This is a genomic window from Patescibacteria group bacterium (assembly GCA_041650895.1).
Taxonomy (GTDB): Bacteria; Patescibacteriota; Patescibacteriia; order 2-01-FULL-39-33; family 2-01-FULL-39-33; genus CAISTG01.
In genome coordinates this window covers 292,989-316,841 of the sequence record JBAZKF010000001.1, presented here as the reverse complement: position 1 = coordinate 316,841, position 23,853 = coordinate 292,989, and the positions used below count along the sequence as shown (strand labels likewise).

23 protein-coding genes are annotated in these 23,853 nt (G+C 43.2%); 19 read left to right on the top strand and 4 right to left on the bottom strand.

Annotated features, from left to right (window positions below):
- The first annotated feature begins 1 nt into the window (after position 1).
- The 12 genes from WC473_01585 to WC473_01530 all read left to right on the top strand — a co-directional run bounded on the left by WC473_01585 (position 2) and on the right by WC473_01530 (position 12,870).
- Positions 2 to 1,039 (top strand): glycosyltransferase family 2 protein, encoded by a 1,038-nt coding sequence (locus tag WC473_01585; protein ID MFA5124506.1) that lies wholly within the window; start codon positions 2 to 4, stop codon positions 1,037 to 1,039.
- Between the two features lie 14 nt (positions 1,040 to 1,053).
- On the top strand, positions 1,054 to 1,833 hold the full coding sequence (locus WC473_01580) for a glycosyltransferase family 2 protein (protein MFA5124505.1): 780 nt from the start codon (positions 1,054 to 1,056) through the stop codon (positions 1,831 to 1,833).
- Positions 1,834 to 1,867: 34 nt separating this feature from the next.
- Positions 1,868 to 3,838 carry a DUF4012 domain-containing protein gene (locus WC473_01575; protein MFA5124504.1) on the top strand — a complete coding sequence of 657 codons (1,971 nt, stop codon included), beginning with the start codon at positions 1,868 to 1,870 and terminating at the stop codon, positions 3,836 to 3,838.
- Positions 3,839 to 3,858: 20 nt separating this feature from the next.
- A complete protein-coding gene (locus tag WC473_01570; GenBank protein MFA5124503.1) occupies positions 3,859 to 4,863 on the top strand; it encodes a rod shape-determining protein in 1,005 nt (334 codons plus the stop codon).
- A 4-nt stretch (positions 4,864 to 4,867) separates the two neighbouring features.
- On the top strand, positions 4,868 to 5,221 hold the full coding sequence (locus WC473_01565; GenBank protein ID MFA5124502.1) for a hypothetical protein: 354 nt from the start codon (positions 4,868 to 4,870) through the stop codon (positions 5,219 to 5,221).
- Between the two features lie 6 nt (positions 5,222 to 5,227).
- Positions 5,228 to 6,454: a glycosyltransferase family 1 protein gene (locus WC473_01560; GenBank protein ID MFA5124501.1), complete on the top strand. Its 1,227-nt coding sequence runs from the start codon at positions 5,228 to 5,230 to the stop codon at positions 6,452 to 6,454.
- A 269-nt stretch (positions 6,455 to 6,723) separates the two neighbouring features.
- The gene (locus tag WC473_01555; protein MFA5124500.1) at positions 6,724 to 7,434 is read left to right on the top strand and encodes a hypothetical protein; all 711 of its coding nucleotides are present in this window, start codon (positions 6,724 to 6,726) and stop codon (positions 7,432 to 7,434) included.
- A gap of 143 nt (positions 7,435 to 7,577) precedes the next feature.
- A complete protein-coding gene (gene trpS / locus WC473_01550; protein MFA5124499.1) occupies positions 7,578 to 8,546 on the top strand; it encodes a tryptophan--tRNA ligase in 969 nt (322 codons plus the stop codon).
- 191 nt (positions 8,547 to 8,737) lie between these two features.
- Entirely contained in the window at positions 8,738 to 9,772 is a 1,035-nt protein-coding gene (holB, locus tag WC473_01545; GenBank protein ID MFA5124498.1) for a DNA polymerase III subunit delta', read from the top strand.
- A 115-nt stretch (positions 9,773 to 9,887) separates the two neighbouring features.
- Complete coding sequence (locus tag WC473_01540) at positions 9,888 to 10,952, top strand: YCF48-related protein (protein MFA5124497.1); 1,065 nt, start codon at positions 9,888 to 9,890, stop codon at positions 10,950 to 10,952.
- A gap of 105 nt (positions 10,953 to 11,057) precedes the next feature.
- Complete coding sequence (gene frr, locus WC473_01535) at positions 11,058 to 11,609, top strand: ribosome recycling factor (protein ID MFA5124496.1); 552 nt, start codon at positions 11,058 to 11,060, stop codon at positions 11,607 to 11,609.
- A gap of 103 nt (positions 11,610 to 11,712) precedes the next feature.
- Positions 11,713 to 12,870 (top strand): M50 family metallopeptidase, encoded by a 1,158-nt coding sequence (locus WC473_01530; protein MFA5124495.1) that lies wholly within the window; start codon positions 11,713 to 11,715, stop codon positions 12,868 to 12,870.
- Between the two features lie 68 nt (positions 12,871 to 12,938).
- Here the strand turns inward: WC473_01530 and WC473_01525 are convergent, their stop codons facing one another.
- Both WC473_01525 and WC473_01520 read right to left on the bottom strand, forming a co-directional pair.
- On the bottom strand, positions 12,939 to 13,208 hold the full coding sequence (locus WC473_01525) for a hypothetical protein (protein MFA5124494.1): 270 nt from the start codon (positions 13,206 to 13,208) through the stop codon (positions 12,939 to 12,941).
- 411 nt (positions 13,209 to 13,619) lie between these two features.
- Complete coding sequence (locus WC473_01520; protein ID MFA5124493.1) at positions 13,620 to 13,940, bottom strand: hypothetical protein; 321 nt, start codon at positions 13,938 to 13,940, stop codon at positions 13,620 to 13,622.
- Positions 13,941 to 14,080: 140 nt separating this feature from the next.
- Here WC473_01520 and WC473_01515 point away from each other — a divergent pair, with 140 nt between their 5' ends.
- The 7 genes from WC473_01515 to greA all read left to right on the top strand — a co-directional run bounded on the left by WC473_01515 (position 14,081) and on the right by greA (position 20,780).
- The gene (locus WC473_01515; protein MFA5124492.1) at positions 14,081 to 14,446 is read left to right on the top strand and encodes a hypothetical protein; all 366 of its coding nucleotides are present in this window, start codon (positions 14,081 to 14,083) and stop codon (positions 14,444 to 14,446) included.
- A 40-nt stretch (positions 14,447 to 14,486) separates the two neighbouring features.
- The gene (gene proS, locus WC473_01510) at positions 14,487 to 15,716 is read left to right on the top strand and encodes a proline--tRNA ligase (protein ID MFA5124491.1); all 1,230 of its coding nucleotides are present in this window, start codon (positions 14,487 to 14,489) and stop codon (positions 15,714 to 15,716) included.
- Positions 15,717 to 15,772: 56 nt separating this feature from the next.
- Entirely contained in the window at positions 15,773 to 16,807 is a 1,035-nt protein-coding gene (locus WC473_01505) for a rod shape-determining protein (protein MFA5124490.1), read from the top strand.
- A gap of 68 nt (positions 16,808 to 16,875) precedes the next feature.
- Positions 16,876 to 17,673 (top strand): rod shape-determining protein MreC, encoded by a 798-nt coding sequence (mreC, locus tag WC473_01500; protein ID MFA5124489.1) that lies wholly within the window; start codon positions 16,876 to 16,878, stop codon positions 17,671 to 17,673.
- Positions 17,651 to 18,202 carry a hypothetical protein gene (locus tag WC473_01495; GenBank protein MFA5124488.1) on the top strand — a complete coding sequence of 184 codons (552 nt, stop codon included), beginning with the start codon at positions 17,651 to 17,653 and terminating at the stop codon, positions 18,200 to 18,202. Before mreC ends, WC473_01495 begins: the two co-directional genes overlap by 23 nt.
- A gap of 1 nt (position 18,203) precedes the next feature.
- On the top strand, positions 18,204 to 20,105 hold the full coding sequence (mrdA, locus tag WC473_01490; protein ID MFA5124487.1) for a penicillin-binding protein 2: 1,902 nt from the start codon (positions 18,204 to 18,206) through the stop codon (positions 20,103 to 20,105).
- Positions 20,106 to 20,321: 216 nt separating this feature from the next.
- The gene (gene greA / locus WC473_01485; GenBank protein MFA5124486.1) at positions 20,322 to 20,780 is read left to right on the top strand and encodes a transcription elongation factor GreA; all 459 of its coding nucleotides are present in this window, start codon (positions 20,322 to 20,324) and stop codon (positions 20,778 to 20,780) included.
- Positions 20,781 to 20,971: 191 nt separating this feature from the next.
- On the opposite strand, the gene WC473_01480 is transcribed toward greA, so the two are convergent.
- Both WC473_01480 and gyrB read right to left on the bottom strand, forming a co-directional pair.
- On the bottom strand, positions 20,972 to 21,370 hold the full coding sequence (locus WC473_01480) for a hypothetical protein (protein ID MFA5124485.1): 399 nt from the start codon (positions 21,368 to 21,370) through the stop codon (positions 20,972 to 20,974).
- 230 nt (positions 21,371 to 21,600) lie between these two features.
- On the bottom strand, positions 21,601 to 23,673 hold the full coding sequence (gene gyrB / locus WC473_01475; protein ID MFA5124484.1) for a DNA topoisomerase (ATP-hydrolyzing) subunit B: 2,073 nt from the start codon (positions 23,671 to 23,673) through the stop codon (positions 21,601 to 21,603).
- Positions 23,674 to 23,853: the final 180 nt, after the last annotated feature.

Sequence of the window (23,853 nt, the reverse complement as noted above, 5' to 3'; positions counted from 1 at the left end):
CATGACCAGTCCTAAAGTTACTATAATTATCGTTACCCGAAACAGTCAACGTTTTATGGCGTCTTGTCTGGATTCTATTTACGCCCAAACTTACCGTGATTTTCAAGTTTTAGTGATTGATAATGACAGCCATGACGGTACGGTTGATTTTGTCCGCTCTAACTACCCGCAAGCCGGAATGTTCGTCAATAATAAAAATTCCGGTTTTGCCAAGGCAAATAATCAAGGCATTAGACTGATTAAGTCGCCGTTTTTTTTGTTATGCAACCCGGATATAATTCTGGAATCTGATTGGCTAGAAAAGATCATGGCAATAGCGGAATTAGAACAAAATCATGACTGTGCCAGTTTTGGCGGTAAACTACTTAAATTGAAATTAGTTGATGCGGAGATAGGCGAAATGGAAAAAACCGAGATAATTGACTCCTGCGGTTTAAAATTCCTCAAAAATCATCGTTTTGTAGAATTAGGGGCGGGTGAATCGGCCAGGGAATATAGTCAGGCACAAGAAGTATTCGGCCATTCTGGGGCTTTGGTATTATTGCGTAAAGAATCGCTGGAGCAAGCCGTTATTCAGGATAAGTATCATTATACCGGTGATTTTTTGGATAGTAATTTTTTCTTTTATAAGGAAGATGTGGATTTGGCTTGGCGTTTGCGTTTACAGGGCTTTAGATCAATATTCATTCCTGAGGCAGTGGCCTATCATCTACGGACATTCCCGGCGGCGCAGAAGAACCGTTTTGGCGAGGTAATCGCCAATCGCCGCCAGCAAAATGATCTGGCTCGTTATTATTCCTATCGCAATCACTTTTTAGTGCTGTCGGATAATGAATTTTTTTCTAATTTGATTATTTATTCGCCGTTTATTCTTTGGTACGAACTTAAGAAGTTATGTTATTTGTTAATTTTTGAAATTAAAAATTTAAGAGCGATTATCGAAGTGATTAAAATGCTGCCTCAAACGTTATCCAAACGTCGCCAGGTTTTCCGGCATGCCAAACTGTCAGCTAAAGATATTAGAAAGTGGATAAATTAACTGAAGAAGTAATTATGGAGATATCAATAATTATTAATAATTATAAAACCCGCGGGTTGCTTAAGCAGTGTTTGAAGGGGATATACGCCAATCCGCCCAGCGTGGAGTTTGAGGTTGTAGTGGTTGATAATAACAGCCAAGACGGTTCAGTGGAGTTGGTCCGGGATAATTTTCCTCAAATCAGGTTAATCACTTCCAATAAGAATCTTGGTCATCATAAGGGCAATAACTTGGGTATTAAGAGCTCTACCGGCAAATATGTTTTGATTTTGAATACTGATATTGCCGTGTCAGCAGGTGCTATTGACGGGCTGTATAGGTTTATGGAAAGTCAGCCGGAAATCGCTTTGGCTGGTCCGCGATTGAAGAATCCCGACGGTTCTGTTCAAATGTCTTGCTTGCGTTTTCCGCATTTATTGACGCCGTTTTATCGCCGAACGGTGCTTAATCAGTTTAAATTCGCGCAAGAGGAATTACGTCGCTATTTAATGGAAGATTTTAGTCATAATGAAACGCGGCCGGTAGATTGGATTTTAGGCGCCTGTGAAATAGTACGCCGTAGCGCGATTGAGAAAGTCGGCGGCATGGACGAAGGATTATTCTTGTATTTTGGCGATGTGGCTTGGTGCAGAAAATTTTGGCAGGCGGGATTGCCGGTGTATTATTTTGTCGGCGCCGATATAATCCATTACCATAAGAGGGAATCAGCCGAGAGCGGAATTTTTTCCAAAATTTTCTGGATTCATATCGGCGATTGGATCAAGTATTTGTTGAAATACTATCGCCATGATTAAGGGTTTTTAATCTTATATTTTAGATTTTTATAATATGTTCTTTAAGAAGAAAAACAAATTGGAGCAATTGCTCCAGACAAGCCCTTTTAGTAAAAAGCCAAAGAGGAGGTGGTGGAGATTTCTGGCGCCAATTTTATTATTGCTTATAATTGTTGCCGCCGTCATTATTCCCTTGGCTGTAAATGGCAGTCAGATCTATGTGCGGCTGGTGGCGATAAATAACCGGGTTGAACCGATTATGGCAGCAGCGGCTCGGGGTGATTTTATTGTTATTGACAGCCAACTGACGGCGATTCGCGAAGACCTGGCTGTAGTACAGGTAAAAACCAAGCAATTGGGGCCGATTTTATGGTTGCCGGCAGTAGCCAAAACTGCGCGAACTGGCGATAAGATGATATTGGCAACCGGTGATTTGTTGGCCGGTTATCAGGAGATGTTGTCGGTTTTTTCTGATCTGTCTTCGCAGACTCAGGAACAAAAAGTGGTGTTTGATTTTTCCGCTAACGAATCCAAGCGTCAATTATTGGCCTCCATTGTTAAGAATAGAAATAAATTAGAAGAAGCCAAAAATAAAATCGCTTTAGCTAAAGCTAGCTTGAATTCGGTTAGCTCCGATGATTTGTCCGGTATTTTCCAGAGTAAAGTAATTGCCGCTAACCGTCTGCTGTCTGAAGTGGTGGAGCAAAGCGAAGTGGCCCTGCCATTATTTAAATATCTGCCGGAATTAGCCGGCTACAACCAAGAAAAGAATTATTTGATTCTGTTTGAAAATAACACCGAGCTTAGGCCGACCGGAGGATTTATCGGCAGTTACGGCTTAGTAACCATTAAAGACGGCGATATTATTGCCATACATACGGATGACATTTACAATCTTGATAAGTGGTCCAAGGATAAGTTGCAAGTGCCGGCGCCTTGGCCTATGACCACTTATAACGCCCAGAAGTATTTATTTTTGCGTGACGCCAACTGGTCTCCGGATTGGCCGACTTCGGCGCGACAAATTGAGTGGTTCTGGAACGTGGAGCGAGCCAACGCCGGTTTAGTCCCGGCTAAACTTGACGGTATTATCGCTATTACGCCGGAGTTCATTGCTAATTTTTTAGCGGTTACCGGACCGATTACCGCCGATGGCATCACTTTTACTAGCGATAATTTCACTTATCAATTGGAACAGCAAGTTGAATTCGCTTATGTGTCCCAAGGCATTGACTTAGCTAACCGCAAAGACATCATCGGTGATTTGACTAAAGATATTGTTGCCCGTGTAACCAAGGCCAATGCCACAGAATTATTTCAGGTGTGGCTGGCTATGAAAAAGAACATTGACGAGAAACAGGTTTTGGCTTACATGACCGATTCGCAGTTGCAGGGTTATCTGGCGCAAGAGAATTGGTCGGGAGAAATGAAACAAGGCGAGGGGGATTATTTATATATCGTTGATGCCAACTTGGCGGCGTTAAAAACCGACCAGGTAATGAAGCGGACAATAGCTTACAGCGTCAATCCCGGTGCCAATGACGATTTACTGGCCAAAGTGGAAATTAATTATCAGCATACCGGCCGATCGGTGCCGGCATTGATCACTAACTATCGCAGTTACACCAGGGTGTATGTGCCGGAAGGCAGTTGGTTTACCAGGGCATATTTTAAAGACAGTAAAGGCGTACAGGATTTATCTTTGGATAAAGAGGTAGAGATTAAAAATGAATTGGGCAAGCGTTACGCCGGTATTTTTTTGACTGTGGATCAGGGCACCGCTAAGACTTTGGTTTTGGAATATCGTCTGCCTCCGGAAGTTAAGCAATTAGCTCAGGATGGCCTGTACAAATTAAGTGTTCAGAAGCAACCGGGCACGCCTGGACATAAACTCAAAATTGATCTAAAATTTGACCAGCGCATTACCGCCTATTATTCAAAAATCATGCCTCAAAAGGTGCTGGGACAAAGTTTGCTTTGGGACACTGATTTATTGACTGATCGTGATTTTTTTATAAAGTTTTAGGAGGTTTATTATAGATTATTATGGCTAGAAAAATCGGCATTGATTTGGGCACGACTAATATTTTGGTTTATGTACCCAAGAAAGGAGTAGTAATAAATGAACCATCAGTGGTGGCGATTTCCGCCTTAGACCGCAAGGTTATTGCTGTTGGTATTGAAGCTAAGGAAATGCTAGGACGTACGCCGGATACAATTATCGCTCAACGGCCTTTGCGTGATGGCGTGATTGCTGATTACAAAACTACCGAGGCGATGCTTAGGTATTTTATTAACAAAGCTTTGGGTGGCATTCGTTTGCTTCGTCCGGAAGTGATGATAGCGGTTCCTGCCGGTATTACCTCAACTGAACGGCGCGCCGTGGTTGATGCGGCTATTGCTGCCGGAGCTAAAGCCGCCTACATTATTAAAGAGCCGATCGTCGCCGCTATCGGCGCTAATATTCCGATTGGTTCTCCGTCCGGTCATATGATTATTGATATCGGCGGTGGCACTTCCGAGGTAGCAGTTATTTCTTTGGGCGGAGTAGTGACTTCCACTTCGGTGAGAATCGGTGGCACGCGATTGGACACGGCGATCATTGAATATGTCAGGCGTAAGTACGGCATGGCCATAGGTGAACGTACAGCCGAGGAAATTAAAATCAATATCGGTTCGGCTTTATATCTGAAAGAAAAAATGTATATGGATGTGCGCGGTCGAGATATTATCGCCGGCCTGCCTAAAACCATTCGCATTTCCTCTGACGACACGACCGAAGCCATCCAGAGTGAATTAGAAGGAATTGTGGCGGCTATTAAGGCAGTCTTAAGCGAGACTCCGCCGGAGCTTTCGGCTGATGTAACGGTTAATGGCATTACTATGTCAGGCGGTACGAGTTTACTGCGTAATATTGATAAATTAATCACCCAAGCAACCGGTATTAAGGCCTATGTGGCCGAAGACGCTTTGTATTGCGTGGCCAAGGGCACGGGCATTGCGTTGGAGAATTTAGACAGCTACAAGAGAAGCATCTTGGCGACAAAATAATTTTATGGGCATAGCAATTGAATTCAATCCGGATTTGGCTTTACGAAGTCATGATAAATTTATTACCGGTAAGCGAAGGCGAGAAGAGTGCTTGCCAGAAAAGCTGGAAGTCGGCAAGGCTTATGATTTCTTGAAAGTTGGTCAGCGTAATTATTGGCTGAACGGAGAGTTGCCATTGTTAGTGACTGAAGGAGATGAAAACTTATCTTTGCCCGTTGCCAGTATTGTTATTTTAGAGGCAACACATCTTAAAGACGGCGATAGGGTTTTCACTAAAGGCAAATATTTGATAAAGGAGGTTTTTAATAATGACAGCTCAGTCCATTTTAACGGCTATAGTAAAATACAATCTGTTTAAACAATTATGACAATCGGCATTGACGCCAGCCGCGCCAATAGAAACAATAAAACCGGCACTGAATGGTATAGCTGGCATTTGATTCAGGAATTAAAAAAAATTGTTCCTGCCGATGTTAAGGTTATCCTCTATGCTAATAAGAAGCTTACTGGCGATTTGAATGATTTACCGCAGAATTGGCAGGTTAAGGTTTTGTCTTGGCCGCCCCAGTATTTATGGACGCAATTGCGCTTGTGGTGGGAACTGCAAGTCAATCCGCCGGATGTCTTGCTGGTGCCGGCGCACACCATTCCGCTTTTGACTATTCCACGTTCAATTAAAGTTGTAGTTAATGTCCATGATGTGGGTTTTAAACGTAGTCCGGAATTATATAAGCCGATTCAGGTGTGGTATCACGATCTGACGATGTGGCGCATCAAGGCGCGCGCCAATATGATTATCACCATCTCCCAGTTTTCCCAAGAAGAAATCGTTGAGCTTTATGGCGTCCGTCCGGAGAAGATTAAGGTGGTTTATCTGGGGTTTGACGCCGAGCAGTATCATTCGGCTGATGTCATTCCGAGCGATCCGCCAACTGGCGGAGAGGAATCCCTTTCATTAAATGCAAGCGATTTCTCCACTGCGTCGCCTGGAGGCGACTCCGGTCGAAATGACAATGAGGAGGGGATGGTTCAGAATGACATTTTAAAAAAATACGGCATCGTTAAGCCCTATCTGTTTTATGTCGGCCGACTGGAAAAGAAAAAAAATATCGGCAATATTGTTAAGGCCTTTGTTTTGGCCAAAATGAAACAGGAAGATTTGAAGCTGGTGTTGGCTGGCGCTTCGGGCAATCAATACGAGGAAATAAAAAACATTATCAGCAAAGCCAAATTGGAGAACGAAGTAATTTTGACCGGTTACATTGATAATCAAGATATGCCGGCTCTATACAGCAATGCTGCCGTGTTTGTTTTTCCTACTTTGTATGAAGGATTCGGTTTGCCGATTTTAGAAGCCATGGCTTCGGGTACTCCAGTGGTAACCTCCAATCAATTGCCGCATACGGAAGTCGGCGGTCAGGCCGCGCTTTACGCCCTGCCCAATTCAGCCGAGGATATTGCCGATAAGATAACCCAGCTTTTGACTAATGATAGTTTGCGGCAGGAAATGATCACACGCGGGCTTAATCAGGCCAAGGAATTTTCTTGGCAAAAAACCGCAGAAGAGATTTATAAAATAATTAAAGATTAAAAATACCCCGAATAATATCGGGATTTTTTAAATTAATTAAAAAAATAACCAAGACTTATCTGCCGGTGTAGTTTTTAAACATTTTTTTTATTTAAATTTAGATAAATTATATTAATATTGTGGATAAATCTATTGATAAATTTTACTAGATATGATATAATTATATATTGGTAAACCGTCATGTTGATGGAGCCAATTCGTACCTGACAACGGCTAATCTGGGATTCCGATGATTTCTGGAATGAGGGATTGGCCAAAGGAGAACGGACATGAAGAAAAACGTAGCAGCAGTAATCTCGGCCATGGGCGCTTTGCTTTCTATTGTAACTGACCTGGTCGCCTACATTCGCGATCTTAAAGGAGATGTCGGCGAATGCATCTACCGTCTGGCTCAGCCCGAGGGCAAAGAAACCCTCAAGGCCATCGCCGAGCTGTTGGTGCAGCACTGGCAGAAGGCCAAAGGTGCTGAAAGGGTCGTTAAACAAATCGTGTCGCAGTATCTGATCACTGCCCACAACGTCATTCTGGACTTCAGCCAGACTCTCGAGCAAATGATCGCCGCCGGCGGTTATGATTGGAAAAACATCGATATCACCGCTGATAATTTCCCGGTCAGAGGATTGGGCCAGTGCCAGATCAGGGTAGAGCTCCTACACTTCAACCAGCATTTCGCAAATGGCGATCTGATTATCGCTAAACTGCAAGAAGTCAATACTTGGTTGGCGAGCCAAGGAGCGAATTATCGCTACCGCTTCGCCTTCATTCAGGAGTTGTTAGCCCTGGGCGCGGCATTTCCCGATTTGCAGTTGTCGTTTCCGATCGCCGCATTTGGCTCCATCTGGCGGCAGGCTGGTGGCTATCGCCTCTTCGCCTATCTCGACAGGAGCGATGCGAGGCGCTCTCTCAGTCTCCGCAGGCTCGGGCACGGCTTCCACGGCCGTTGGCGTTTCGCGGTTGTCCGCGAAGCAATCCAAAATTAACCCCTTGTCTCCCTTGAACCTTGACCCCAACCCGCGTGGCGATTTACGTCACGCGGTATTATTTTTTACAAATTTTGTTATAATAATTGCCACTTTACCCGATATTTGCTAAGATAAACTTATAATTTATAACAAAATCAGATATGAAGCCCATTTTACTTTCCGGCATTAAGCCGACCGCCCGCGTCCATATCGGTAATTATTTCGGCGCCATGAAGCAATTCGTGGATTTACAGGATAAATACCAGAATTTTAATTTTATCGCTGATTATCATGCCTTAAATCAAATGACGGATAATCCGCAAGAGATAAAACAGCTGACTTTGGAGCTAACCGCCGCTTATTTGGCGGTTGGCTTAGATCCTAAAAAAACAGTTTTATTTCGACAGTCGGATGTGCCGCAAGTGACCGAGTTGAATTGGATCTTTAATTCTTTAATCACTCCCTCTTATTTGCAAAGCGCTCATGCTTATAAAGACGCGGCGGCCAAGAAAAAAGATGTTAATATGGGATTGTTTTGCTACCCGGTGCTCATGGCGGCCGATATTTTGATTTACGGCTCGGATTTGGTGCCGGTCGGCAAAGATCAGGAACAGCATTTAGAAATTGCCGTTGATTTAGCTAGAAAGTTTAATCATACCTATAGTCAAGAAGTTTTTAAGTTGCCAAAGGCCTTAATTTGGGAAGGTCAGAGTGTTAGGGGAATTGATGGCGAAAAAATGAGCAAAAGCAAAGGCAATGTAATTGAATTGTTTGAGAGTGAGGAATCCATCAAGAAAAAGGTGATGAGTATTAAGACTGATTCTAAAGGCGTAGAAGATAAAAAAGATCCGGAGGCCGATAATGTTTTTGCTTATCATAAGTTATTTTCCACTCAGATGATTAATGAGTTAAGATCGAGATATGAAAATGGTGGCATTGGCTATAAGGAATCTAAAGAAATCTTGCTTGCTAATATGATGGCTTATCTTAAGCCGATGCGTGATAAATATTTCAAGCTGATTAAAAATGAAAAATATTTAAATAAAGTTTTAGCCAATGGAGCTAAGAAAGCTGAGGGTTTGGCGGAGGAGAAAATGAAGCAAGTTAGGAAAACAATTGGAGTGAGATAGGCCAAGATCCATCTAAACTTTCAAGGTTTATATTAAGTTTAATACTTCACACTATAGCGTGAAGTATTAAAAATGCCTTAAATTAGATAAATAATTGTAAATTTAAATTTATTTTTTATCGGGTTTAACATCTACTTGTGATCAGCCGTCTAAGTTTGCTAAAAGTTGGTGAATTATGTTATAATCGGCTTATGAATGAAAGAAGCAAAATGCAATATTTTTGGGATATTTGCGGTCAGGAAAAGGCCGTTGATTTTTTGAAGTCGGCCATAAAGAACAATCGTGTCGGCCATGCCTATATCTTTACCGGTCCGGATGCTTTAGGCAAAGGAACTATCGCTAATCAGTTTATCAAATCTCTGATGTGCAATGGCACCGGGGAGACCAAGCCCTGCAATGAGTGCGCCGTTTGTCGGCAAATCAACAATTTGACTCATCCCGATATTTTCCGTTTGGGCCGAATTCAAGACGATAAAACCGGTAAATGGAAGCGTGATATTATTATTGATCAGATCCGCGAGTTGAAATATAAATTGTCGCAGGGAAGTTTTTTATCTGGTTGGAAGGTGGCGATAATTTCTGAGGCCGAGTTGTTGAATATAAATTCGGCCAACGCCTTCCTGAAAGTCTTGGAAGAACCGACCGCCAAAACCATTATCATTTTGATTGTCAGCGATATTTCCGCCGTGCCCAAAACCATCGCCTCCCGTTGCCAGATTTTGAATTTTTTACCGGTTGCCCGTAATGAAATTAAGGATTACCTTTTATCAAAAGAGGTGGAAGAAGAAATTGCTGAAAGATGCGCGCGTTTGGCTTTAGGCCGGCCGGGCCGGGCCATGACTCTGGCTAATAATCCGGAATTATTGAGTGAAGAGCAAGAACAAATTGACTCGTTGTTGAAAATTTTGCCTCGGCCATTAATTGAGCGTCTGAGATTATTGGATGAAGTGTTTAAAACAGATAAGGATGAATCCATCAGTTCAGATCGTGCTCATCGTTTAATGGAAAGCTGGCAAATGACCATTCGTGATCTGATACTGCTTAAACTGAATAGTGAATATTATACGGCCAATTTGTCGTCTTTGCCTTTATTGTATGAGGTTAGGGATAAAATCAGCTGGGAGAGGATTTTGCATGCTGATCGATTGATTACTGAATTGAAACAGCTTTTTAATAATAATATCAGTTCCAGAAACATCTTGGAGAATTTAATGATAAATTTGTAACCATGGAATAAACGATCAAGAAAACGATAAAACAACGAAGCATTTTATTTTATTGATTTTTTGATTAATTTTAACTCGTAATTTGTAATTTTAAATTCGTAATTAATTTAAACATATGCTTGTCAAAAAACTTATTCCTTTTCTGGCGCTAGCTGTCTTTTTAGGCGGTTGCACCATTGGCGCTCCGGTCAGTACCACCGTTAAGGCGGCTGATGGCGGTATTTGGAAATCAGCCGATAGCGGCAAAACTTGGATGCAAACCAATGATGTCTCAACAACTAAGGGTAAAGTCGCCTCTATCGCTTCGGTTGATGTCAGGAAGGTCTCGCTTGATCCTTCTGAAGCCGCCGCTATGTATTTGAGTACGGAAAAAAATGGTGTTGTTTACTCGCTTGACGGTGGCGCTTCCTGGCAACAGTTCAAAAAATTAAAATTTGACAAGATAAGAAAAGTCGTCGTTAGTCCGCAGAGCAAGTGCGTTTTTTATGTCTTGCTGGACACTTATGTGTTTAAAACCGATAATTGCGGGCGTGATTTCGTCAATGTTTATTACCATCAGAAAACTAACGTGGTTCTAACCGATATCAGTATCGATCCCGTCAGCCCGAATATCATGCTCATGGGCACCAGTGCCGGAGAGATTCTCAAGAGTGTTAATGCCGGCCAGGCCTGGGTAACATCTTATCGCGTTAGCGGCGGTGTAATCAAGGATATCTTGTTTGATCCGCGCGATTCCCGAGTAGTTTATGTCGGTACCGATAAAGAAGGTATCTTTAAGACTACAAATAGCGGCGATTCTTGGCGGTCTTTGGGTGAAGGCCTAAAGTCGTATATTGGCAGTCAGCAATATCAACAGTTAATAATTGATAATGCTACGCCCAACGGATTGATATTTATCTCTAAATTCGGTATGCTTAGGAGTTCCGACGGCGGCAACACTTGGAATATCGTTGATCTTTTGCCAGCTCAACGTTCCGCTACGATTCTAACAGTAGCAGTTAATCCTAAAAACAGTAATGAGATTTATTATGCGACGTCAGGAGCTTTGGTCAAATCAGTTGATGGCGGTAAGACTTGGTCATCGCGCAAATTGCCGTATAGCCGCTTGACCACGGCTATTATCATTAATCCGGAAACGCCGGCCACGGTTTATCTGGCGACGGAACTGGCTCAACAATAACTATAAGTCAAAGTACCAAGCGTATAAAGTCAAAAGTTTAATTAATTATTTTGAGATTTTGATTTTATAAGCTCTATAACTTTACAAATTTTTAACTAATATTTTATGAGTATCATCGATGATCACAAAAATGAGTTTATAAAAGTCGTTGACCATTTTAAGACGGAGTTGGGACAGCTTAAAACCGGTCGGGCTAATCCGGCGATTTTAGACGGGGTTAGAGTGCAGAATTACGGTACGCTTATGCCCCTAAACCAAGTCGCTTCCGTCACTATTGGCGATTCCCGATCGCTTTTGATCCAGCCTTGGGACAAAAGCATTGTCAAGGATATTGAAAAGGCTATCTTGGAATCAAATCTTAATTTATCGCCGTCAAATGAGGGCGAAAGAATCAGGATTTCTCTGCCGGTGATGACCGAGGAAACCAGGCGTGATACAGTCAAGTTGTTGCATCAGAAAGCGGAGCAGGCCAAGATTACTATTCGTTTGGAGCGCGATCAAGTTAAGGGGAAGATTGAAGCGGCCGAGGAAGATAAAGAATTCGGCGAAGATGAGAGATTCCGCTTATTGGAGGAATTGGATAAGACGGTGGGCAAGTATAATGAGGAAGTCAAGGGTTTGGTGGAGAAAAAAGAAGAAGAAATAATGACGGTGTAGTTATAAGTCCAAAGTCTATAAAGTCCTCAAAGGAAAAGTCGTAGGAACCCGTTGAATTACAATCTCAACCTTAAAAACTTTCGACTTCCAATTTTATAATTTTATGTTACTAACGATTATTATATTTATCCTAATTTTATCCCTATTGGTATTTGTCCACGAGTTGGGGCATTTTTTGACGGCGCGGGGATTCGGCATTAAGTGCGAAGAATTCGGTATGGGCTTGCCGCCACGTGCTGTCGGCTGGCAGAAATATCAAGGGCGTTGGCGGTTGATTTGGGGTAATCGGGAGATTACTCCGGATGAGCCGATGATTTATTCTATTAATTGGATTCCGGTTGGTGGATTTGTCAAAATTAAGGGCGAAAATGGCGACCAAGCGGGAGAGTCTAACAGTTTCGGCCATAAGCCGATCTGGCAAAGGAATATCGTCTTGGCCGCCGGCGTAACCATGAACCTGGTTTTGTGCGTTCTGGCTTTAGCGTTGGGATTTGCCATCGGCATGCCTTCGGCGGTGGAGGACAATCAGGGCGGAAAATTCGTGTCTGCGCCGCAAGTGCAAGTAACGGAGATTCTGCCAGATATGCCGGCTGTTGGGAGCGATGTCAAGCCGGGAGATGTCATAGCCAAGGTTAACGGAGTAGAAATCACCTCTTCGCAAGCGCTTAAGGATAATTTTAGCCAGTTAGTCGGTCAAACCGCTAAAATCACAATTGAGCGCGACAATGCGCAATTGGAAAAAGATATCGCGATTGTGCAAAAAGACGGTATTACCGGTATCGGCATTGGCATTATGGATGTCGGCGTGGTGCGTTATCCTTTGCATTTGGCTTTATGGCACGGTCTCGTGATGACTTGGCAGTGGCTGGTTTTGATTGTTTTGGCGGTGGTGGGCTTGGTTCGGCAGTTATTCGGCGGGCCGTCCATGGGATTGGATTTCGCCGGTCCGGTCGGCATTGCAGTGATGACCGGCCAAGCGGCCAAAATGGGTTGGATTTACGTATTGCAATTCGTTGCCTTATTGTCCTTGAATCTGGCCATTATTAATATTTTGCCGTTTCCGGCCTTGGACGGCGGTAGAATAATGTTTCTGATCGTGGAGAAAATTCGCGGTAAAGCGGTCAATAGTAAATGGGAGAACTTGTCGCATAATGTCGGTTTCCTGTTGTTGATGTTGCTTATCGTGATTATTACTTATCGCGATATTATCAGATACGGCGCGAAGATTATCAGCGTGTTTAGGCGCAGTATCGGATTATAGGAAAATAAAAATCCGACAAGGTGAGTCGTCGGATTGCCATAAGGTACTGCTGGGTTTTATTGGTGTTTTTACATGACGGATAACAACCAACCCACTTGCAAGGCCCATTCATTGTAATGTTCCATATCAATGCTCGTAGCATTTGATTTTTCGCTAAGTCTAGCTATTAAAGCTTTACCATTTTGATCTGACAGGATTATGCTTTCAATCAATTTGACACACAGGTAGGCATTTTCTGATAAACGTTTGCCATTGCCGGAGGTTGAAGATATTATCAGCTTGTCATAATCTGGTTGGTAAGCATCTCTTTTCTCATAATCTAATTGAATGCTTGCCATTCTTTGTAAAGATCTTAGGAGATGCTTAGCAATCGTTATCTGATCCATCGTGGTGACCATTTTTTTTCCTTTTCGGTTGAAGGTTTAATGCGGCTTTTAATTAGTACTATCAGTGATACTTTTGTTCTTCCAGTATAGGAAATAGAGCATTGTCAATAAAAGGCTGGATAAAATCAATCCAGGCTGAGAAGTTTTCGGTGTTAGGCGGTTTGTGGGTTAGGAAACATCCCTCGCACATTATACTGCCATCACTATTCCTACCAAGCAAGTCCTCCAAATGATTAATAATCATAAGAGCTTCGCTTGTGTATTGTTGAGTAGTCTTTATCTCTATTAATTGTCCAGTAGTAAATAAATTCCGTATCCTGAAAATATACCGTTTTATCAATCTGACCTGATCTAATGTGGTAATCACGATTTTTTCTCCTCTTCGGTTGGATTTCCTGGTATGGCTGATTCTGCCGCCGCTATAATCTTTCGACTTTCAGTGATCAAAAGAGTAATCTGCTGAATAGTTGGAACTCCTGTTGGACATGTTAATCCGCAAAAATGATTGAGATGATTAACGCACGCTTCGGCTAAAATGGAAAGTTTTTTCTCTGATCCGTTACCGTTGATACCCTCAATCTCCGGCATCCCATGATTATCAAAAAGCTTATCCCAGTATTTAAGACTAATTAGTTTCTTCAGAAATCCTTTGGCGATAATGATTTTTTCCAAAGTGTCAATCATATCCGTATCTCCTTATGGTTGCAAAATATGGTTTTAAGGTTCATTGTTGATTGGCTATATTATCACATCTTATAAAATTTGTCAAATTTACCTTGCAAATATTCTTCATAGTTTAATTAACCGGATTTAATATAACAAATATGAAAATAAGCATACCAAATAGTCTCAATCCGATAGATGCCGTCCGTCGTTGCGGTTATGGCCAGATTTTGGATCGTCGCGCTACCGAGCCAAGCTTTGCGCGTCGGCTGGGAGTCGGCCTTTATCCGCGTTTTCATGTTTATATCAATCAGGCTGGCGCGGGTTACGTGATTAATCTGCATTTGGATCAAAAGCAGGCGTCTTATGAAGGCACATCAGCGCACAGCGGCGAATACGATGGTGAAACGGTTGAGGCTGAAGGCGGTAAAATCAGTGAGTGTTTGCAGAGATTGGTGGCAGAAAAAACCGCTCCGGCGGTTAGGGAAACAAAGGAGAAGAAGGGTTTTTTTCATCGATTTTTCTAAGTTTGACATTAAGCTTTTATAATAGTAAAATAAGCCCATTATGAAACAGTCCAAGTTATTTCCTAAGACACTCAAAAATCCGCCTAAAGATGCGACTTCGGCCAGCCATAGATTGTTAGTGCAAGGAGGTTATGTTGATATGCTCCAAGCCGGAGTATACACATATTTGCCTCTTGGCTGGCGCGTGATTCAAAAGATTGCGCGGATTGTGCGGGAAGAAATGAACGCCGAAGACGGGCAAGAATTGCTCATGCCTGCTTTGCAACCCAAAAATATTTGGGAAGAGACTGGTCGCTGGAGCGGCAGCTTGCAAGAGGTGATGTATCAATTTAAAGATGGGGCCGGCAAGGAATTGGGGCTGGCCGCCACGCATGAAGAAGTTATTTATGATTTGGTGCGTCGTTTTATTTCTTCATATAAAGAATTGCCTTTGGCTGTTTATCAGATCCAGAACAAATTCCGTGCCGAACTCAGAGCGAAAGGCGGGTTGATGCGCGGTCGCGAATTCATGATGAAGGATTTATATAGCTTTCATTTAAGCGAGGAAGATTTGAATCAGTATTATCAGCGTCAAATTGAAGCTTACAAGCGAGTGTATAGCCGTTTGGGTTTACAGGTTAAGGTCGTAGAAGCTTCCGGCGGTGTTTTTACCAAGAATTTTTCTCATGAGTTTCAGGTGGTATCCGACGCTGGTGAAGATAAGATTATTTATTGCGACGGTTGTGACTTCGCGCAGAATGCGGAAATTGCGACAGTCAAAGCCGGTGAAAAATGCCCTAAGTGCGGCTTACCGGTCAAAGAGGGCAAGAGCGTAGAGGTGGGCAATATTTTTAATTTTGGCGATAAGTATGCCAAGGACATGAATGGTTATATCAACGACGAGTCGGGAAAGAAGTTGCCGATTCTAATGGCTTCTTATGGCATTGGAATCTCTCGATTGGTAGCGACGATAGTTGAGTTGTACCATGATGATAAAGGCATTGTTTGGCCGGAAAGCTCCTCGCCGTTTTCCGTTCATTTGCTGTCGCTTAAAGCTGATGATCAAGCCGCGAAGGTTTATGATGAATTAATCAAAGCCGGCATTGAAGTGCTATATGACGATCGCGATATTTCTGCCGGTCAGAAATTCGCTGATAGCGATTTACTGGGCATTACCTGGCGTTTAGTCGTGAGTGAAAAAACAGGGGAGAAGGTGGAAATCAAGAAGAGGGAAGGGTCTGAGGCGGAACTGATGGCAGTGGAAGAAATCATTAAGAAATTAAAAAAATAAAAGACCCATTTAAAATTTATCGGCGAATACCAATAAAAAACAGATAACTTGTCAAAATGTTTAAAAAATTCTTCGGAAAATTCAATCGCGGTCTGGGTATTGACTTGGGCAGTGGTAATACCTTGGTCTATCAGCAGGATCGCGGTATTGTAATTGCTGAGTCTTCAGTGGTGGCGGTTAACAATCGCACTGATCAGATTTTGGCGATCGGCGACGAAGCCCGAAGAATGCTGGGCAAAACTCCGCCTCACATTACCGCCACTCGCCCGTTGGAGTATGGCATTATTTCTGATTTTGAAGTAACCGAAAAAATGCTGAAGTTTTTTATGAATAAAGTCCGCGCCGGACGCGTGGGGTTTTCAGCTATGCCTATCGTGGTGGTGGGCGTGCCTTTGGATGTTACGGCAGTAGAAAAAAAAGCGGTGGCCGACGTGGTGATGGCCGCCGGAGCGGCGCAAGTTTATTTGGTGGAGAATGTTATGGCTACAGCTATCGGCGCACGCATTCCCATTCAGGATCCGACTGGCAATATGGTGGTCAATATCGGTTGCGGATTAGCCGAGGCTGCGGTTATTTCGTTAGACGGCATTGTTAACTTTAAGGTTTCTCGTGTCGCCGGTAATGCTTTAGACAAAGACATTATTAATTTCGCCCGTGAGGAATTCTCTTTGATTTTGGGCGAAATGGTGGCGGAAGATATTAAAAAGAAAATCGGTTCGGCCTTACCGCTTAAGGAGCCATTGGAGATGGCCATGCGCGGCCGTGATGTTATGACCGGACTGCCAAGGGAAATAAAAGTCAATGATGCGCAAGTTCGCGAAGCCATCGTCAAATCGTTGGAAAAAATATTAAATATTATCAAGGCAACCTTAGAAACTACTCCGCCGGAATTGGTGGCTGACATTTACCAGAAAGGAATTTATTTGACTGGTGGTACGGCTCAGTTGAAAGAATTGGACAGTTACATTTCTAAAGGCATTAATATACCGGTGCATATAGCCGAGGATCCGCAGACTTGCGCTGTGCGCGGCTTGGGGTCGCTTTTAGATGATGAGGCCTTACTGAAGGACATTGTCGTGCCTAACTCCTAAATTAGTTAGTAATTGAATTATTAAATTCAATTCATAACTTGTAATTCTTAAATTAGTAATTGTTTTAGATGTTAGACAGGTTGCTAAAATCATTAATTTATTCTTTAGCGGCAATACTTATTGCCGTGTTTTTTCATTATTTAGGCTGGTTGAGACCGGTGGAGAACATGTTTATCTTATTATTTAAACCACTGCAAAGCGGCGCTTACGAGCTATCGCAAAAGACTCAAAGTTTTTCCGATTATTGGTTGCGTAAAAGGAATATTATAGCCGAAAATCAAAAGCTGATTGAGGAAATAAAAAATCTGTCTTTGGATCAATCCAAGATAAACAGCTTGGAAGAAGAGAATGCTCTACTAAAAAAAGAGTTGAATTTTATTGACGAAGATAAGAAACAGTTCGTGGCGGCGCGTATTATTACCGGCGTATCCGATCCTTTGTCGCAGACTGTTATTATTGATCGCGGCGCCAGGGACGGCATCGTCAAGGGATTGGCGGTTTCGGCCGATCGAGGCGTCTTGGTTGGTAAAATTTCCGAAGTTTTTGATGATTACTCCAAGGTGATGTTGTTGTCAGATAATAAATCTCGCGTGGCAGCGACAGTGCAGAATCTCGATCACACCGTTGGTCTGGTTGAGGGGCAATACGGTTTGTCTTTCTCTATGACTAATATTCCGCAAAATCAAGATATTCATCAAGGCGATTTGGTGGTTACTTCTGGCTTGGAAGGCCAAATACCCAAAGATTTATTGATTGCCAAAGTGGAAAGTGTTAGAACCGTGGAATCGGAGATTTTTAAAACCGCCATTCTTCAACCGATCATACCCTTGAGTAATTTGTCATATGTCTTGGTTATCATACCTTAAACTGAATAATAAATGGCGTCCGCTACTCGCCGTTGCCTGCTTGATCGGCGCGGTAGTTTTCAATTTATTGTTGGCCGGCGGAGTGATTAAATATTTGGCTTTTATCAATCTGATTTTTGCCACCCTGGTTGTCTTGGTTAACTTGCGCAGTATCAGCGAGTCGCTTATTTTTGCCGCCGTTAGCGGTATTGTTTTGGATGTTTATTCCGGTTTGCCTTTCGGTTTGACGGCGGTTAGTTTAGTATTATCCGCGGCTGTTATGGAAATACTTGTTGCTAATATTTTTTCTAACCGGTCTTTTTATTCCTTAGTCGGTTTGGGGGCGATCGGTTTGGTTATCTATCGTTTAATTTTTGCCTTATTTGCCCAAAGCTTGTTTTTTTTCGGTCTTACCGATGCCACCGTCGGTTGGAACTTTTGGTTGCAGACGGCTCAAGAGCTTATTCTTACCTCTTTGCTACTAGCAGTGGTCTTTTTTGTTATCGACCGTTGGTCCAATAGTTTTCGCCCTAATTATTTATCGCGTTAGTATGGCTAATCCTTTTGCCACAATTGAACCAATAGACATCAAACGCAAGAGTCGTTTGAATTGGGTGGAGGATAGCTGTGATTTAAGCAATTCGCTGGAAAGCGGTGTGGAAACCGGCTATTTGAATTTGTCCTTATCTGGCAAAAAGATCCGTTGGTTTTTTTTATTGATCGCTTTGGCATTCACGGTAATCTTGGCTAAAAGTTTTTGGTTGCAAATAATCTCCGGCGAGCATTATTTTTCTTTAGCGGAAAATAATCGCATCAAGACTGAGTATGTCAAAGCGCATCGTGGCATTATTTTTGACCGTAACGGCCAGCCTCTGGTCAACAATTTATTCGGTTTTTCTTTATCTTTGTTGCCGGCGGAATTGCCCAAGGATAAGGTTCAGCGGGCGGAAGAAATCACTAGGCTGTCTGAAATCATTGATATGCCGGAAGAAGAAATTGAGGCGCGTCTGGTCGGCGCCGATAAGAATTACTATCAACCGGTAACTCTGCGTGTCGGCGTGCCTTACGAGCAGGCTATGACCATTAAAATCCAAACCGATGATTTGCCGGGTGCCGAACTTAATGTGGATTCTTGGCGTTTGTATCCGGCTAGCGAGTCTTTGTCGCATATTCTGGGTTACATTGGCAAGCTTAATCAGGAGGAATATCAAAAATTAAGCGCTGACTATTTAATGGATGCCAATATCGGCAAGGCCGGTTTGGAGAAGCAGTATGAAAGCAATTTGCGCGGTGTTAACGGCCAGGAGCAGATTGAAGTTGACGCTTTGGGCCGGGAGAAAAAAGTTATCTCTCAGAATCAATCGGTGCCAGGGGATAATATTGTGTTATCACTGGATGCGGCTTTACAAGAAAAAATCTACGAGGTTTTAAACGCCAGAGTGCCGGGTAAGAAGGCTTCGGTAATCGTTTCTAATCCGCAAAACGGCGAAATTTTGGCCATGGTTGATTATCCCAGTTTTGACAATAATCTTTTTACCGGCGGTATCAGCGCGGAAGATTACAATAAATTATTGGATGATCCTAATAACCCTTTATTCACCCGTTCAATTTTTGGCGAGTATCCCTCCGGTTCAACGGTTAAACCAGTAATAGCTTCCGCCGCTTTAGAAGAAAAGGTTATCACTAAAGATACTACAGTGAATTCCATCGGTGGTATCAGAGTCGGCCAATGGTTTTTTCCCGATTGGCAGAGTGGCGGCCATGGCGTAACCAATGTTACCAAGGCCATCGCCTGGTCTGTCAATTCTTTCTTCTATTATATCGGTGGCGGTTACGGTGACTTTTCCGGTTTGGGTTTGGAGCGGTTGGTAAAATATTTCAAATTATTCGGTTTGGGTCAGGTGACTGGAATCGATTTGCCCGGCGAACACCAGGGATTTGTGCCTGACGCCAAATGGAAAGAAGATACCAAGAACGAGGTTTGGTATATCGGCGATACTTATCATTTGTCTATCGGCCAGGGCGATCTGCTAGTGACGCCGTTGCAAGTCAATAATTATACGGCCGTGGTGGCAAACGGCGGCAAGCTGATTAAGCCCCACTTGGCAGTGGCGATTGTTAAAGCTGATGGCACTAGACAAAATATTCAGCCTGAAGTAATTAGGCAAATTCCCGTTTCGGCGGAGAATTTGGCTATCGTGCGCGAGGGTATGCGACAGACCGTAACGGCCGGTTCTGCCGGCAGTTTGAACTCCCTACCTGTTGCTGTGGCCGGAAAAACCGGTACGGCGCAATGGAGTTCAACTAAGGCCAATCATGCCTGGTTCGCCGGCTTTGCTCCTTACGATAATCCTAATTTTTGCATTACTGTTTTGGTGGAAGAAGGCGGAGAGGGCTCCTCCATTTCCGTGCCAATTGCCAGGGATGTTATGCAGTGGTGGTTTACCAGATAAGGCGTATTATGTTAAAGCTGCTTGAATCGCAGTATTTCGACTGCAATCAGCATTAAAAGCGAGGATTTTGCCTTATTTAGTTGAAGTTTTGTTAATTATTGTATCTGGCTATTGACAAGGTTTGGTGGCTGTGATATCATTATTACTATAAATTCGCTCTAATCTCTCAAATCGTCTTTAATGGAGGAGTTTTTAAATTGTCTAAAATACAAATACATGTCAGAAAGTTATATCTCTTCCGAAGGTCTGAAAAAGATCAAGGAAGAACTGGAACAACTTAAATCAATTGATCGTCCCGAGGTTATTGACCGTATCGCCAAAGCGCGCGATTTGGGTGATTTGTCGGAAAACGCCGAGTATCACGAAGCCAGGGAAAAGCAAAGTTTTATTGAAGGCCGCATTCAAGAATTGGAGGCTTTGGTTAAGAACGCCGTAATTATCAAGAACAAGAAATCAGATACGGTGCAAATCGGCTCTACGGTTCATGCTACTTGTGATAACGGCCAGAAAGTCAAATACCAGATCGTCGGCCATTCCGAGGCTGACCCGGCTAATGGTCGCATTAGCCACCAATCGCCGTTAGGCTCGGCTTTTATCGGCAAGGGTATTGGCCATGAGTTTGAACTTAAAATTCCGGCCGGAGCTATCAAGTGCGTCATTGATCATATTGAATAAAATCTTAAAATATAAAACACGCTCAGCCCACTGAGCGTGTTTTTAAATTATGTTACTTGTTTTTTTACAACTTTTTCTAGAAGTGGCTGAGCAAGAAGTTGCGGCTGGTCATAAATCATATTTCGGACACAAATTAATTATAAAAATAATTCACCCCGCGAAGACATGATCTTCGCGGGGCGTTATTTGTGCTACTCCTTTTTTTCGCCGGTAAGTTCGCTGACATTGGCCGACGGCATTAGTATGTTTTTCTCTTTGCCGAGTTGGGCGATAACGTATGTGCCCGGATCGTAGTTTTGTGTTGTTGCAAAGACTTTAACCATCCCGTTTTCGAAGCGTACAATCACAAGCTTAGTTCCCGGTTTCGTCTGGTCATTTTCATTCAGTGGTTTGAGCTCAGGTAGCTCAGACTTGATGATTGTTATCAGTGTTCCGTTTTCAAATTCGTTTGCCAAATTCTCCGTGCCCCTTGTAAATCCGAGTGTTCTGTCACTTCCGGCAAAGGACCCAGCGATAAAAATTAGGGCGAAAATGAAACTAACTACTGCGATTACAGCTACTAATACTGAAAGATCTTTTAAATTAGGCATTTCCTTCTCCTTTTTACTGTTACGGTTTAAGTCGTTGATGCTTAAGCATTTTATTGTCCATTATTGGTTTAAATGTTCGTTTTTTGATTCGTTTCTGAATCATATAATTATAGCACACTGTTATTTTTTTGTCAATAGACTTATCCACAAATATCCATTAGACAGCTTAATTACAAGCAAATTTAAACAAAAAAATACACCCAAAGGACGAGTGTATTTTTAATTATATTTTAGATGTCCAGATTCTTGACGCTTTTGGCGTGAGTTTGGATAAAACGTTTGCGTGGGGCTACGTCGGCGCCCATGAGAATATCAAAGGTTTCATCGGCGCGTTCCGCATCATTTACGGTAATGCGTTTCATTTGGCGTTGGCTTGGATCCATAGTCGTGTTCCAGAGTTGTTCAGGATTCATTTCGCCCAAACCTTTGTAACGTTGGATATTGACTTTAATGCCGCCGCTCAGTTCTTCCACCTCTCCCACCTCGGAATCGCCCTCGGTGGCCGCTTCGGCAGTTCCACCCTCGGAGGCTTCAGTTTGTTTGGCTGTTTTTTTGCTTTCCGTTTTGGCTGATTTGCCGGCCGTAGCCGTGGCGATCATTTCGGCTTTGGTTTTTTCTAGTGCCTCATCATTATAAACATACCTGACGTCTTTGCCGATTTGCACTCGGTATAGGGGAGGCATGGCCACATAAATATGACCCTCTTTAATCAAGTCGGGGAAATGGCGATAGAACAAAGTCAGAAGCAGGGTGCGGATGTGCGAGCCGTCAACGTCAGCATCGGTCATAATGACGACTTTGTCGTAGCGCAAGTCGGCGATATTGAACTGTTCGCCAATATTGGTGCCCAGAGCGATAATCAGTGATTTGACCTCATTGTTGGCCAGCATCTTGTCCAGGCGGGCTCGTTCTACGTTTAAAATCTTGCCACGCAAAGGGAGAATGGCTTGGAATTCGCGGTTACGGCCCTGCTTGGCGGAACCGCCGGCGGAATCGCCCTCAACAATGAATATCTCCGATACTTTGGCGTCGCGGGAAGAGCAATCGGCCAGTTTACCGGGCAGGGCAAAACCATCCAGTACGCCCTTGCGCAGGACTGATTCGCGAGCAGTGCGGGCCGCCAGGCGAGCCTTGGCCGCCAAGATGCACTTGCCCATAATGGCCTCAGCGTCTTTGGGGTTTTCTTCCAAAAACATTTCAAATGCTTCCCCCATGACTTTTTCTACGGCCGCGCGCGCTTCTACGTTACCCAGCTTGGCTTTGGTCTGACCTTCAAATTGCGGTTCGGGGATTTTAATGGAGATGACAGCTGTCAATCCTTCGCGGACGTCCTCGGCATTTAAATTAGCGTCTTTTTCTTTGAGGTAATTATTTTTTCTGGCGTAAGAGTTGATGACTCGAGTCAAGGCGGTGCGAAACCCTATGACGTGCATGCCGCCCTCGGGATTATAAATATTGTTGGCAAAGGGGAGGACGGTTTCGTTGTATTCGGTGGAATATTGGATGGCAATCTCTACGTTGATATTGTCAGTCTCTTTTTCAATATAAAAAATGTCAGGATGCTGGGGAGAAGTATGCGAGTTGATATGCCTGACATAGGATTTGATGCCGCCCTCAAAATAAAAGACATAGCAGAGGTGGTTGACCGGATTATTGTCGCGCTCATCGCAGACAATCAATTTGATACCCTTGGTTAAATAGGCTTGTTGGCGCAAATGATCCAGAACGGTTTTGAGATTGAATTCCAAAACGGTAAAAATAGACGGGTCGGGCTGGAAGGTGATTTTGGTGCCAGTACCTTTAGCGGTGCCCACGGCTTTGACGTCTTTTTGGGGTTTACCGATTTTGTATTCCTGCATCCAAAGTTTGCCGTCGCGTTTAACCTCGGCTTTGGTATAAATGGACAAGGCATTGACAACGGAAACGCCGACGCCGTGTAAACCGCCGGAAACCTTGTAACCGCTGTCGCCGAATTTTCCACCGGCATGAAGCACAGTCATAACGGTTTCCAGGGTGGATTTCTTGGTTGTTTTGTGTTTTTCTACCGGGATGCCACGGCCATTATCTTCTTCTGAAACCATGCCATCGGGCAGAAGTTTGACTTTGATGGTGTCGCAGTGGCCGGCCATGGCTTCATCAATGGAGTTGTCCACAACTTCCCAAATCAAATGATGCAAGCCGGCTTCAGCCGTATTGCCGATATACATGCCCGGGCGCTTTCTGACCGGATCCAATCCTTCCAAAACTTGAATTTGCTCCGCGCCATAGGCGCCGGAATTTTTCTTTTTTTCGTCTTTCGCCATAATTTATCTAAATTTAGATAAGAATAATACTTACAACTGTTGAAAAAAATGGACAGTAGTTAGTTGCAATTAATGTTTTCCACACCCTTAATTTTAGCATTTTTTTATGTTTCAGACAAGACCCAAAAGCGTTGACTTTAGCCGTCAATTAAGCTATAAATAACGCATATTATCCAAGCA